This is a genomic window from Corallococcus carmarthensis, assembly GCF_003611695.1.
GTDB classification, from domain to species: domain Bacteria; phylum Myxococcota; class Myxococcia; order Myxococcales; family Myxococcaceae; genus Corallococcus; species Corallococcus carmarthensis.
Genome location: NZ_RAWE01000081.1, coordinates 23,604 through 37,406 on the forward strand (window position 1 = coordinate 23,604; position 13,803 = coordinate 37,406).

Annotated in this window: 7 protein-coding genes; 3 read left to right on the forward strand and 4 right to left on the reverse strand. The window is 69.3% G+C overall.

Annotated elements, in window-relative coordinates:
- Window positions 1-133 precede the first annotated feature (133 nt).
- Window positions 134-616 (reverse strand): RCC1 domain-containing protein, encoded by a 483-nt coding sequence (locus D7X32_RS47580; protein WP_341868147.1) that lies wholly within the window; start codon window positions 614-616, stop codon window positions 134-136.
- 51 nt (window positions 617-667) lie between these two features.
- Window positions 668-3,754: an RCC1 domain-containing protein gene (locus D7X32_RS46885; protein ID WP_244239127.1), complete on the reverse strand. Its 3,087-nt coding sequence runs from the start codon at window positions 3,752-3,754 to the stop codon at window positions 668-670.
- A 729-nt stretch (window positions 3,755-4,483) separates the two neighbouring features.
- Between D7X32_RS46885 and D7X32_RS21790 the strand changes: the two genes are divergently transcribed.
- From D7X32_RS21790 to D7X32_RS45505, 3 genes are all read left to right on the forward strand, one after another.
- Window positions 4,484-6,856, forward strand: a complete 2,373-nt coding sequence (locus D7X32_RS21790) for an RCC1 domain-containing protein (protein ID WP_120604493.1) — start codon at window positions 4,484-4,486, stop codon at window positions 6,854-6,856.
- A 50-nt stretch (window positions 6,857-6,906) separates the two neighbouring features.
- Window positions 6,907-9,267, forward strand: a complete 2,361-nt coding sequence (locus D7X32_RS21795) for an RCC1 domain-containing protein (RefSeq protein ID WP_120604494.1) — start codon at window positions 6,907-6,909, stop codon at window positions 9,265-9,267.
- A gap of 236 nt (window positions 9,268-9,503) precedes the next feature.
- Window positions 9,504-11,876: an RCC1 domain-containing protein gene (locus D7X32_RS45505; protein ID WP_158625733.1), complete on the forward strand. Its 2,373-nt coding sequence runs from the start codon at window positions 9,504-9,506 to the stop codon at window positions 11,874-11,876.
- Between the two features lie 72 nt (window positions 11,877-11,948).
- Here D7X32_RS45505 and chrA read toward each other — a convergent pair whose 3' ends face one another.
- A complete protein-coding gene (chrA, locus tag D7X32_RS21805) occupies window positions 11,949-13,106 on the reverse strand; it encodes a chromate efflux transporter (protein WP_120604495.1) in 1,158 nt (385 codons plus the stop codon).
- Window positions 13,107-13,206: 100 nt separating this feature from the next.
- Window positions 13,207-13,476, reverse strand: a complete 270-nt coding sequence (locus D7X32_RS21810) for an arsenate reductase/protein-tyrosine-phosphatase family protein (protein ID WP_120604496.1) — start codon at window positions 13,474-13,476, stop codon at window positions 13,207-13,209.
- Window positions 13,477-13,803: the final 327 nt, after the last annotated feature.

Genomic DNA, 13,803 nt, shown 5'->3' on the forward strand with positions numbered 1-13,803 from the left:
AGGATTTTACATGACCCGGTGAAACACCGTGAGACACGGGGTGTCACATGGCTCGAAGTGGCCCCCAAACCGCCCCCAGAGGCGCCCGGAAGGTCGTGCCTTTCCGGGCGCCCTCTACGAGCCTCGGCGCACCCTAGAAGAGGGAGCGTGCGGGCACGCAGCTGTAGCGGGTCGGGCCACCGAGGCCGAGCTGGCCATCGGTGTTGGCCCCCCAGGACCAAAGGGTTCCGTCGTAGCCCAACGCCAGCGAGAAGGCCTCGAACTGACGGATGGACTGTCCCGAGGCCACGCTCTGGATCCCATTCAGGCTGGGGACCCGAACGGGAACAGCACTGGAGACGAAAGTGCCGATCCCAAATTCTCCCTCGGAGTTCGCCCCCCAGGTCCACACGGTGCCGTCGGAGCGCACCGCCATGGAATGACGGCTGCCTGCGGACACAGACACGACGCCGCTCAAGCCGGGCACTTGTGTCGGGGGATGCGACATCATCGTGATGCCGATTCCCAGCTCTCCAGAGCCATTGGAGCCCCAAGCCCAAAGAGTGCCGTCGGAGCGCACGGCGAGAACGTGGAGTTCCCCCGGATCCAGGGAGACGACATTGCTCAACCCCGGCACCCGGATGGGGCTGTTGCGCTGTTCCGTGGTTCCATCGCCCAATTGTCCAGCTCAGTTGCTGCCCCAGGCCCAGACGCTCCCGTCATAGTGCAAGGCGAGAGAGAAGTCGGGCCCAGCGGCGATTGCCACGATGCCGCTCAAGCCCGGCACCTGGACGGGGAGGGGCTGCCACCAGGTCATGGTTTCGCTCCCCAATTGTCCATTCCAGTTGTCGCCCCAGGCCCAGACAGTCCCGTCGTAGCGCAGCGCGAGTGAATGAGTGTTGCCCGCTGCCACCGAGACAATCCCATCCAGTCCAGTAACCTGCGTGGGCCCCGAGCGTTGACTCGTCACGCCCAGACCCAGTTGCCCATACTCGTTGTCCCCCCAGCTCCAGACGGTCCCGTCGTAAAGCATGGCCAGGGAATGATACCCGCCCGCGGAGATGGCTCCGACATTGTTCAATCCTTCGATCCGGGTCAGGGCCGAGCGTGGAGCCGGGTCATCCTGTCCGAGTTGGCCCACGCTGTTGTCGCCCATTGCCCAGACGGTGCCATCGAAATGCTGCGCGAGGACGTGGTTGGCCCCCCCCGACACCGCCATGACGAAGTCCACCCCGGACACCTGTGCCGGAGTGGTTCGTGCGCTCGGTGTTCCATCGCCTCGCTGGCCTTCACGGTTCTCGCCCCAGCTCCAGACCGAGCCATCCGCGCGCATCGCCAGGACGTGGTCGTCTCCCACGTTGACGGACACGAATCCGCCGGGGAGGCCGGACACGGGCTGAGGCGCCGTGGCTGCCTGCCGGTTTCCCGTTCCCAGCTGACCACTGGTGTTCAGTCCCCAGGCCCAGAGGCTGCCGTCCGAACGCAACACCATCGCAGAGCGTCCACCCGCCGCCACCGTGACGGCCCCCGTCAAGCCCGCGACCTGAACGGGTGACTTGTCGGACACCCAGTTCCAACTCCCATTCGTATTCTGGTGAGTGACTCTCGAGCCCCAGGCCCAGACCGTGCCATCCGAGCGAGCCACCACGGAGCTGCCGGAGCCCGCTCCCACGGCCACGACATCCGTCATTCCAGAAACGGGCAGCGCGGTGAGCCGGCGGGTCTTGGTGCCATCTCCCAGCTGACCGGCGTCATTCCATCCCCAGGCCCAAAGGGTCTTGTCAGAGCGCAGGGCCAGGACATGGCCCACACCTACGGCGACAGAGGTGACTCCGTTCACGCCAGAGACGAGACCGGGCAGCAAGCGGGAAGTCGTCGAGCCGTCACCGAGCTGTCCTTGGGAGTTGCTACCCCAGGTCCACAATGTGCCATCGGCGCGTAGCGCCACGGAGTTTAGACCTTTCGCCGCCACGGCCGTGATCGCCGTCAGGCCAGGAACCTGCACCGGCGTGGTTCGGCGAAGCGTCGTGCCATCTCCAAGCTCGCCAAAGTCATTGCTGCCCCATGCCCACACCGTCCCGTCAGCACGCAGGGCAAGGGAATGACTGGAACCTGCGGCCACGGCCACGACCCCGCTCAGTCCTGACACCTGGACCGGCGTGGTGCTGTCGAGCGTCGTTCCGTTTCCCAACTGACCGGCGCCGTTATTGCCCGAGGCCCGGACCGTCCCATCAGGATGCACGACCAGGGAGTGAAAGGTGCCCGCCGCGAGGCACCCCATGGTGAGGCAGGGGCGCGGACGGTTCAGGAACGCTTCGAGCACGGCCGCGCGGTGGGGCAGGAAGACGTTCACCACCGCCGGGGACAGCAGGAAGCGCGTGCCCTCCGGCCCCGTCTCCGTGGTCTCGCTGGTGTGGGTGAACCCCAGCGACCGGGGCCACGTCTGGGGCAGGCCCACGTTGGCGCCATTGCTCAGGTCGTGACAGCCCGCGCATGACAGCGCCTTGGCGCGCTGGATGATGTGGTCCGGCGTCAGCGGACTGCCGATGCGCGTGAGCTCCGTCTGGAGTGCCGACCGGAGCGTGCCGCCGCTTCCGAACTGGACGCTGTAGTTGTTCTCCGATCCCTGCGCCTGGCTCTGGCCACCGTTGAAGCGGTCCGGCACCTCGTAGTTGAAGAGGTTGAGGTCCGCGACCGCCAGCGCCGCCACCTGGCCGGGGAGGAAGGCGCGGAAGTCCGCCGCCAGCGGGTGCGTGGACGTGGGGCTGAACAGCCCGCCAAAAGGGTTCACCTTGTCCGTCACGGCCACGGCCTTGAGCGCGGTGCAACCGGTACCGCCGCAGGTCTTCTGGAGCTTGAACTCGCGCAGCATCCAGTTGGCCTGCATGAACATGTTGGTGCGGATCTGCCCCATGCCCCGGCCGGCCTCCGCACCGTAGTTGTCGATGTGCACCACGGGCCGGAAGCCGGGCAGGCCCTGGAAGAAGAACTGACGGAGCGCGGCGCCGCGGGAGGCCAGGTCGTTGTTGGCCGACAGGTCCTTCCAGAACCGTGCGACGGCCAGGCAGCCCTCCAGTCCCTTCGCGGGGGCGGGGTTGGGCAGTGAGGCCTCGAAGATGATGAAGTTGCGGTTCGTCGCGCTGCTCGCGCCGGAGCGCTTCGCGAAGACGATGCGGTACTCACCGCAGTCCGCGCCGTCCACCGGGGCCAGGTCGAATCGGTTGAAGAGCCCCACAGCCATGTACGCATTGCCCGAGTTCGGGTCGGCGAACGGATCCACCTGGGCCTGGGAACCTTCGGCCGGGCGGCAAAGGTAGGGATGGCCGTTGAAGGCAGGGTTGCCGCTGCCATCCACCTGGTCGTTGCAGTGTCCACCCAGGCCCAGTCCCGGCTTGGGATTCTGGGTGTCCCAGAGCTGGCGGAAGAGCTGCAAGCTGGTGAGGCCCGGCACGCCGCTCTGCGTGACGAGCTGATCCATCACCTGCTTCAGCGTGAAGGTGCTGACGATGGCCTGCTCGGTGACCGCGAGCGAGCGGCGAGCGTCCACCGCCAGTTGCGTCGTGGGGGCCGCCCCCAGGGGCGCGCGGAAGCTCAAGCCAATGCCACGGCGCTCCGAGTGGAGTGACGTCGCCACCTGCGTCACGAGTTCCTGGGACACCGACCCGTCACGCTCGAGCGCGGCGGGAGGGTCGGCATCGGGAGGAGGTGAGGCACAGCCCACGAGCAGGGCCAGGGCAAGCACCAGGGACAGCCGGATGGGGGTGGCAGGGGTCATGGCAGGAGCAATCCAAACAGGGCTCGCGGAGAGGCGAATCGGCCTCATGCGGGAAGACAAAGAGAAGCCTTTCCCACAAGCCACAAGCAAGCATTTCCGCGCCAGTCTGATTGCAAAGGAATTCTCGTCTTGATGTGTCATCAAGACAAAGCGCAGCCAAGCCCCCTCCGCAATGCCAGACACCGACCCCAGGGCAACCCAACGCCGATGCCGTCAACAGCGGCCAACTTGCCCGCTAGCGGCAGCTGGGGGCACCCGGATCACGACCAGAACCTCCACCAGGGCTTGGGTGCGGCGGAGACCTCGGACGGTGTCGGGAGGGCGGGCTCCTAGGCTGCGGACCAGGGGCATCCCGAAGGCGACTGGGATGTAGGCCGCCAGCTTCTCCGCCTCCAGTCGCGTCGCTCCCTCGGCCTGGATGAACGGCACGACCTTGATGAAGTCGGGGTTCCTGGCGAACACCGCGGCCGCGCGGCTCACGTCCACGCCGCCATCGAGCACCAGGAACAGCCGCTGGTTGAGGAACCGGGACCCGACCGGCCACGGCTGGGCAGCGCGTGGTGCCGAGAGGGTTAACGGGTACCTCCCCGGCGCGACGGAGACTCAGGCGCGCGGGCACGGGGCTACTCGTAGAGTCCCGCCCCCTCTCCTTGGCAACGCCATCCATCCGCGTAGGCGCGGATCCGCGGCGGGAGAGGGCCGTCCAAGGCCCAAGCGCTGGAGAAGCAAATGAGAAGCGAGAGTCGATGCGGGCTGGCCGTGCTGGCAATGGGCCTGGTGTTGGCGCTGGCAGGATGTGGCGAGCAGCAAGTGCTGGAGGGCAGCGCGCAGGCGGTGGTGACGCTGCCGCAGGCGCTGAGCGCTAGCGACATCGCCCGCGTGGAGCTGACGGTGAGTGGCGCGGGCATGACGACGCGCACCGACGCGCTGGTGAAGACGGGCGGGCAGTGGGGTGGGGTGCTGGGACAGTTGCCCGCTGGCACCGGCCGCACCTTCAGCGCCCGGGCCTTCGACGCCTCCAACACCGTGCGCTACGCGGGCCAGGTGATGGGCGTCGCCATCCAGGCCGGGCTTACGACAGCCGTCACGCTTCTTCTGCAGGAGGTGAATGCACCGCCTCCCTTCGACAACGCGGCCCCGCGCATCCTCTCCCTGGTGGCCAGCCCTGGCACCGTCGCCCCGGGCGGACAGGTGGCCCTCCAGGCCACCGCGGATGACCCGAACGCGGGCGACTCACTCACGTATGCGTGGACGGCGCCTTCCGGCAGCTTCAGCACCGCCTCCAGCCTCTCCACGACCTGGACGGCGCCGACAGCGGCAGGACAGGTCGTGCTGACGCTGACAGTGACAGACTCCAAGGGCGCCATCGCGGCCCTCGGCGTCACCCTCACGGTGAGCACCGGCAATGGCAGCGCCGCCGTCAACGTCTCCTTCAACACCTGGCCCCAGGTGACGAAGCTGACGGCCCTGCCGTCCTCCGTCGCCGTCGGCCAATCCACCCAGGTGACGGCCTCCGCCAGCGACTCGGACGGCGACAGCCTCAGCTTCGAGTGGACGGCCAGCTGCGCCGGCACGTGGACGAACACCACTTCCGCCACCGCCAGCTTCACCCCTTCGGCCCAGCCCTCCGGCGGCACGTGCACGCTCAGCGTGGCGGCGCGGGACGGGCGGGGCGGACAGGGCATCGGCAGCCTCACCCTCTACGTGGGCGTCCCCACCACCGGGCAGTTCCCACCGGAGATCGTGGAGACCTTCCACTCGATCGCCACCGTGCCGGCGCAGGGGGATACCGTCGTCTTCCGGGCGAGGGCGCGAGACCCGCAGGGCAGCGCGCTCTCTTTTGCCTGGACCGCGAACGCAGCCGGGCTGGGCACGGCCAGCAACAGCCCGACCTTCAGCGAAGTGCTCTGGTCGGCGGGCGCCTGCCTCACCTCGGGCACGTCCCTCACGGTGACAGTCACCGTCACCAACGCGCTGGGGTTGTCCGCCAGCGCCTCCATGGTCCTGGCGGGCGGCACGCCATGCACTTCATCTCCGAGGCGCGTGGCATGGATCGCCGCGGGAGGCGCGCACAGCCTGGTCGTGCGACAGGACGGCACCGCGGTCGCGTGGGGCAACAACGCCTACGGGCAGCTTGGGGATGGGACGAACGCGGACCGGCTCATTCCCGTGCCGGTGCCAGTGCAGGACCTCACGGGGGCCACGGCCCTGTCCGCCACCGCCTACCACACGCTCGCGCTCCAGCAGGACGGCACCGTGTGGGGCTGGGGGTACAACGACTCCGGCCAACTGGGGGATGCCTTGGACGTGGTCCGCGTGACGCCAGCTCAGCTCCCCGGCCTCACGGGCATCACGGCCCTGGCCTCGGGGACCTACCACTCGCTCGCGCTCCAGCAGGACGGCACCGTGTGGGCCTGGGGCCTCAACAATCTGGGCCAACTGGGGGATGGGACGACCGTCAGCCGCCCCGAGCGGATGCCCGTCCCCGGCCTCACGGGCGTCACCGCCCTGGCCGCGAGCACGTATCACTCGCTCGCATTGAAGCAGGACGGCACCGTGTGGACCTGGGGTTACAACAGCTCCGGGCAGCTGGGAGATGGGACGACCACGAGCCACCTCACGCCCGTGCAAGTGCAGGGGCTGATGGGTGTATCAGCCATCGCCGCGGGGCTGGTCCATTCGCTCGCGCTCAAGCAGGACGGCACGGTGTGGACCTGGGGCCGCAACACCGACGGTCAGCTCGGGAATGGAGCCACCGTGAACAGCCCGGTACCGGTGCGGGTGCAGGGGCTGACGGCGGTGACGGCCATGGCCGCGGGGGCCTATCACACGCTGGCGCTGAAGCAGGACGGCAGCGCGTGGACCTGGGGCCGCAATGATGCCGGCCAGCTCGGAGATGGAACGGTCGCGGGCAGCCTCACACCGGTGCAGGTGCAAAACCTGACGGCGGTGACTGCCCTGGCCGGAGGCGACGCGCATTCCATGGCGTTGCTGCGGGACGGCACCGTGTGGACCTGGGGCTACAACGGCGAGGGCGAGCTGGGCGATGGAACGACGACCGACCGCGCCGCGCCCGTACGGGTGCAGGGCTTGGACGACTGACACCCAGCGGCGCGGGAGAGGGTTCGAAGTTTCATGATCAGGAGAAGCAAATGAGAAGCGAGAGTCGAAGCGGTCTGGCTGTGCTGACCCTGGGCCTGGTGCTGGCGTTGGCCGGGTGCGGTGGCACACAAGCGCAGGAAGGCAGCGCGCAGGCGGTAGTGACGCTGCCGCAGGCGTTGAGCGCCAGCGATGTGGCCCGTGTGGAGCTCACCGTGTCCGGCGCGGGGATGACGACGCGCACGGACGCGCTGGTGAAGACGGGCGGGCAGTGGGGTGGGGTGCTGGGGCAGTTGCCCGCGGGCACCGGGCGCACCTTCAGCGCGCAGGCCTTCGACGCCTCCAACACCGCGCGCTACGCAGGACAGGCGACGCCCGTCACCATCCAGGCCGGGCAGACGACGGCTGTCACGCTTCTATTGCAGCAGGTGAATGCGCCCGCGCCTTTCGACAATGCGGCCCCGCGCATCCTCTCCCTGGTGGCCAGCCCTGGCACTGTCGCCCCGGGCGGACAGGTGACCCTCCAGGCCACCGCGGACGACCCCAACGCGGGCGACTCCCTCACGTATGCGTGGACGGCGCCTTCCGGCGGCTTCAGCGCCGCTTCCAGCCTCACCACCGCGTGGACTGCGCCGGCGACGTCGGGCCCGGTGGTGCTGACGCTGACGGTGACGGACTCCAAGGGCGCCTCGGCCTCCCTCAGCGTCACCCTCACGGTGAGCACCGGCAACGGCAGTGCGGCCGTGAATGTCTCCTTCAACACCTGGCCCCAGGTGGTCGGAATCAACGCCACGCCGTCCTCCATCGCCGTGGGCCAGGTCACCCAGGTGACGGCCTCCGCCAGCGACTCGGACGGCGACAGCCTCGGCTACGAGTGGACGGCCAGCTGCGCCGGCACGTGGACGAACACCACGTCCGCCACCGCGAGCTTCACCCCTTCGGCCCAGCCCTCCGGCGGCACCTGCACCCTCACCGTGAAGGCGCAGGACGGCCGAGGCGGGCAGGGACAAGGCAGCCTCACCGTCTACGTGGGCACGACCACCACGGGGCGATTCCCTCCGGAGGTGGTGGAGACATCCCAGTCCGCGGCCACGGTGCCGGCCGCGGGTGGCACCGTGAACTTCGGCGTGCGGGCGAACGACCCCCAGGGCAGCGCGCTTTCCTTCGCATGGACCACCAGCGCGGGCACGCTGGGCACGAACACCCACAGCGCGACGACGAGCGAAGTCCTCTGGACGGCGCCCGCGTGCGTGCCTGGCGGCTCTCCACCCACCGTGACGGCCACAGTCACCAATGCGCTGGGCCTCTCCACCCACTTCGCCTTCACCCTCCAGGGCGGCACCGCCTGCGCCGTGAGCGCCGGGGCTCGTCTCGTGGCGGGCGGGGTTCATGATCTCGCCTTGAAGCAGGACGGCACCGTCTGGGCCTGGGGCCACAATGCCGCAGGCCAGCTCGGCGACGGGACCGTCACAAGGCGCCTCACGCCCGTGCAGGTGCAGGGCCTGACGGGCGTCGCGGCCCTTGCCGCGGGCTACTACCATTCACTCGCCTTGAAGAAGGACGGCACCGTCTGGGCCTGGGGCTACAACGCACAGAGCCAGCTCGGCGACGGAACCGTCACGGACCGCGCCATGCCCGTGCAGGTGCAGGGCTTGACGGGCGTCGCGGCCATTGCCGCGGGTGACTACCATTCGCTCGCCTTGAAGCAGGACGGCACCGTCTGGGTCTGGGGCTACAACGCACAGGGCCAGCTTGGAGACGGAACCGTCACGAACCGCCTCACACCCGTGCAGGTGCAGGGTTTGACGGGTGTCGCGGTCCTCGCCGCTGGCTTCCGCCATACATTCGCCTTGAAGAAGGACGGCACCGTGTGGGCCTGGGGCCGCAACTCCGATGGCCAGATCGGCGACGGAACCATCACGGACCGCCTTGCGCCCGTGCTGATGCCGGGATTGACGAGCATCGCGGCCGTCGCCGCGGGCGACTCCCATACGCTCGCCTTGAAGCAGGACGGTACCGTCTGGTCCTGGGGCTTCAACGCATCGGGCCAGCTCGGCGACGGAACCGCCACGAACCACCTCTCGCCCGTGCAGGCGCAGGGTTTGACGGGCGTCACGGCCCTCGCTGCTGGCTACTACCATTCGGCCGCCTTGAAGCAGGACGGCACCGTCTGGGCTTGGGGTCGTAACGCCGACGGACAGCTCGGCGACGGAACCGCCACGGACCGACTTGCGCCCGTGGGGATACCGGGACTGACGAGCGTCGCGACCCTCGCTGCTGGCTACTTCCATATGGTCGCCTTGAAGCAGGACGGCACCGTCTGGGCCTGGGGGAACAACACCCAGGGACAGCTTGGGGACGGAACCGCCACGAACCGCTTCACGCCCGTGCAGGTGCAGGGGCTGAGTCTCTGACGAGGCGCTGGGCGCCCGCGTCTGGCGGGCGTCCCACACTCCGACGTGACGGTGAACGGCTCGTCCTCTTGGGTCGCCCTGGAGAGAAAGGGGACGGGAGAGGTCCGAAGGCACCTGCTCGGTGCGAGGACGACTCAGGAGCACGGGCAAGGGGCTGCTCGTAGAGTCCCGCGCTCCTCTCCTTGGAAAGGCCTTGGAGGAAGAGGGCTTTCAAGTTCCACGCACCGGAGAAGCAAATGCGAAGAGAGAGTCGAAGCAGGCTGGCCGCGCTGGCGCTGAGCCTTGTGTTGGCATTGGCCGGGTGCGGCGGCGCGCAAGGACAAGAGGCGCAGGAAGGCAGTGCGCAGGCAGTGGTGACGCTGCCGCAGGCGTTGAGCGCCAGCGACGTGGCCCGCGTGGAGCTCACCGTGTCCGGCGCGGGAATGACGACGCGCACGGATGCGCTGGTGAAGACGGGCGGGCAGTGGGGTGGGGTGCTGGGGCAGTTGCCCGCCGGCTCCGGCCGCACCTTCAGCGCGCAGGCCTTCGATTCCTCCAACACCGTGCGCTACGCAGGACAGGCGACGCCCGTCACCATCCAGGCCAACCTGACGACGGCCGTCACCCTGCTGCTGCAAGAGGTGAATGCGCCACCGCCCTTCGAGAACGCGGCCCCGCGCATCCTCTCCCTGGTGGCCAGCCCCGGCACCGTCGCCCCGGGCGGTCAGGTGTCCCTCCAGGCCACCGCGGAAGATCCCAACGCGGGTGACACCCTCACGTACGCGTGGACGGCGGCCTCCGGCAGCTTCAGCGCCGCGTCCAGTCTCACCTCCACCTGGACGGCACCGGCCTCCGCCGGCCCGGTGACACTGACGCTGACGGTGACGGACTCCAAGGGTGCATCGGCATCCCTCAGCGTCATCATCACCGTGAGCACCGGCAACGGCAGCGCCGCCGTCAACGTCTCCTTCAACACCTGGCCCCAGGTGACGAAGCTGACGGCCCTGCCGTCCTCCGTCGCCGTCGGCCAGGCCACCCAGGTGACGGCCTCCGCCAGCGACTCGGACGGCGACAGCCTCAGCTACGAGTGGGTTGCTTCGTGCGCGGGCACCTGGGCGAATGCCTCCTCCGCGAGCCCCAGTTTCGCGCCTACCGCCCAGCCCCCCGGCGGCACGTGCACGCTCAGCGTCGCGGCGCGGGACGGGCGCGGAGGGCAGGGCATCGGCAGCCTCACGATCTACGTCTCGACGTCCCCCACCTCCGGGCAGCTCCCACCCGAAATCGTGGAGACGTTCCAGTCGGTGGTCTCGGTGCCCGCCTCCGGTGGCACCGTCGTCTTCCGCGTGCGGGCGAAGGACCCGCAGGGCAGCGCGCTCAGCTTCGCCTGGGCCACCAGCACCGGCACGCCAGGCACCGCCTCCACTACCGGAACCACCAGCGAAGTGCTCTGGACGGCGCCCTCCTGCGTGCCCGCGGGCAATCCACCCACGGTGACGGCCACTGTCACCAACGCCTTGGGCCTGTCCGCTTCTTACGCCTTCGCTCTCCAGGGCGGCCCCGCCTGCGCTACGAGTCCCTCGGCTCGTCTCGCGGGTGGCCTGCAGCATACGCTCGCCTTGAAACAGGACGGCACTGTCTGGGCCTGGGGCCGCAACGCAGATGGCCAACTCGGCGACGGGACGACGACGGCCCGCCCAACGCCCGCGCAGGCACCGGGCGTGACGGGCGTCACGGCCCTCGTTGCTGGCGGCTACCACTCGCTCGCCTTGAAGCAGGACGGCACCGTCTGGGCCTGGGGCCATAACTCAGAGGGGCAACTCGGCGACGGGACGACGACGGCCCGCTCGACGCCCGTGCAGGTGCCGGGATTGACGGGCGTCGCGGTCGTCGTCGCTGGCGGCTATCACACGCTCGCCTTGAAGCAGGACGGCACTGTCTGGGCCTTGGGAAACAACGCAGCGGGCCAACTCGGCGACGGGACGAGGGCGAGCCGACTCACGCCCGTGCAGGCGCAAGGGTTGACGGGCATCGCGGCCCTCGTTGCTGGCACCTACCACACGGTCGCCTTGAAACAGGACGGGACCGTCTGGGCTTGGGGATACAACAACGAGGGCCAACTCGGCGACGGGACGACGACGGACCGACTCACGCCCGTGCGGGTGCAAGGCTTGACGGCCGTCACGGCCATTGTCGCTGGCGACAGCCGCACGCTCGCCTTGAAGCAGGACGGCACCGTCTGGGCCTGGGGCCGCAACGCAGAGGGCCAACTTGGCGACGGGACGACGACGACCCGCCCAACGCCCGTGCAGGTGCCGGGATTGACGGGCGTCGCGGCCCTGGCCGCTGGCGTCTACCACACGCTCGCCTTGAAGCAGGACGGCACTGTCTGGGCTTGGGGGAACAACGACCACGGCCAATTCGGCGACGGGACGAAGGTGAGCCGACTCACGCCCGTGCAGGTGCCGGGATTGACGGGCGTCGCGGCCCTTGTTGCTGGCGGCTCCCACACGCTCGCGTTGAAGCAGGACAACACCGTCTGGGCCTGGGGTCGTAACGCAGAGGGGCAACTCGGCGACGGGACGACGACGGTTCGACTCACGCCCGTGCAGGTGCCAGGCCTGAGTCTCTGACGGAGCGCAGGACGCCTGCGATTGACGGGCGGCCTGCACTGACTTCCCCATGAACGTGAGCGTGAGCGCCCATCACCAGGCTCGCAGCAGTCCGGCGGCGGCACCGCCCAACACCAGCCAGGCCGAGTTGACCCGCCAGCGCAGGAGCAACAGCGCCCCGATCGCGGCCAGGACCACCGTCCACCCATCCACCAGCGCCGTGCGTCCCAGCTGCCAGGTCACCACGGCCATGAGGGCCAGCGAGGCCGCGTTGACGCCGTCGAGCACCGCGCCCGCGGTCCGGGAACGGCGAAGCCGGGGCACCAGGGGGCCGCTGAGCGCCACGAAGACGAACGCGGGCAGGAAGATGCCCAGCGTCGCGAGCCCCGCGCCGGGCGTGCCGCCCACCAGGTAGCCGATGAACGTCGCCGTGGTGAAGACGGGCCCCGGCGTGAACTGGCCCACGGCCACCGCGTCCAGGAGCTGGGCCTCGGTGAGCCAGCCCCAGCGGTCGACGAGGTCCGCGCGGAGGAAGGCCAGCAGCACATAGCCGCTGCCGAACAGCACGCTGCCGACCTTGAGGAAGAACAGGAACAAGCCCCCGAGGCTGACCGGCACGGACGCCGTGGCTGAGACGGCCGCGCCGTGCAGGGCCACCGGCGCCAGCGCGAGCATCGACGTGGGGGAGGGTTCCGACCGCAAGTGGAGCCAGGCCGCCAGGGAAGCTCCGGCCATGGCCAGGATGAGCAGTTCGTTGGCCCCAAGGGCGCTCGCCACAGCCGCGCCGACTGCCACGGCGGCACGGGGACGCGTCGTGAGGGCCGTCTTTCCAAGGCCCCAAAGGGCCTGGAGGACCACGGCCAGGATGACGGGTTTGACGCCGTACAAGAGGGCGCCGGCTTGCGGCAGGGCGCCAAAACGCACGTAGGCCCAGGCGGCCGCGAGCGTGAGGAGCATCGCCGGGAAGATGAAGCAGGCGCCGGCCACCAGCAGCCCGGGCCAGCCTGCACGCCGATGGCCCAGGTGGATGGCCAGCTCGGTGGAGTTCGGCCCCGGGATGAGGTGGGTGGCGCCCAGCAGGTCGAGGAACTCCTCGCGCGGCAGCCAACGGCGCCGGCGCACGAGCTCGTCTTCCATCATCGCGATGTGAGCAGCAGGGCCCCCGAACGACGTCAGTCCCAGCCGGAGGAAGACCCGCGCGACTTCACCCAGCGAACCCCGGGGGACGTCATGGGAATGCGTGGAGTCCATGCGCCGCGGAAGCCTCGTCGTGAACCGGAACCGGCGGAAACGCGGCGGATGTTGCCATGGCGCCAGGCAGGAGACAGCCCCGGACACTCCTGGGAAAGGCTCATCGGCTCCACGCCTCGCGGGCCAGGAGGTCGGCCACGCGGGAACGCACTTCATCGCGGATATGCCGGACGCGCTCCAAGGGCTTACCCTTGGGGGCCTCGCCCACCTCGGCCATGACGGCCTGCACCTCGGGGTGGACGCGCGCTCCGGGCTGCGTGCCGGCGGACACGGCACGCGCCCGCGCGGAGTCGGCCAGAGCGTTGAAGAAGGCTGCCGCCATCTGCGAGCGGCCAGCGTTGTGGACGCAGGCGAAGAAGACGGTGTTCATCGCGGAGACTCCTCGAAGGGGCTGCCCCCACTCAGGACCCAGAGGCTTAGTTTACATAACGCTTCTTATCAGACGTTTCGACCAGGGGTTCCCCAAGGATTCCAGGCGCTTCCCCGGCCCACTCAGGGCCTCCGCGGGCGTCCTCGCAACCGGCCTGGTTGCCCCCATGGCGCCCGAGTCCGCTCACGCAGCGCCAACGACTAGGACGTGTCCGCAAATAGTTCGAGCGGAGCCGGGTGTTAGGAGGGCATGAGCCGAGGAGAGCTGACGGACGCCCAATGGGAGCGGCTGGTAGGACTGCTGCCGCCCCAGAAACCCGCGCGGGGC

Coding starts and splice junctions, on each gene's coding strand:
- D7X32_RS46885 (WP_244239127.1), bottom strand. CDS start 3,754: ATGACCCCTGCCACCCCCATCCGGCTGTCCCTGGTGCTTGCCCTGGCC.
- D7X32_RS21790 (WP_120604493.1), top strand. CDS start 4,484: ATGAGAAGCGAGAGTCGATGCGGGCTGGCCGTGCTGGCAATGGGCCTG.
- D7X32_RS21795 (WP_120604494.1), top strand. CDS start 6,907: ATGAGAAGCGAGAGTCGAAGCGGTCTGGCTGTGCTGACCCTGGGCCTG.
- D7X32_RS45505 (WP_158625733.1), top strand. CDS start 9,504: ATGCGAAGAGAGAGTCGAAGCAGGCTGGCCGCGCTGGCGCTGAGCCTT.
- chrA (WP_120604495.1), bottom strand. CDS start 13,106: ATGGACTCCACGCATTCCCATGACGTCCCCCGGGGTTCGCTGGGTGAA.
- D7X32_RS21810 (WP_120604496.1), bottom strand. CDS start 13,476: ATGAACACCGTCTTCTTCGCCTGCGTCCACAACGCTGGCCGCTCGCAG.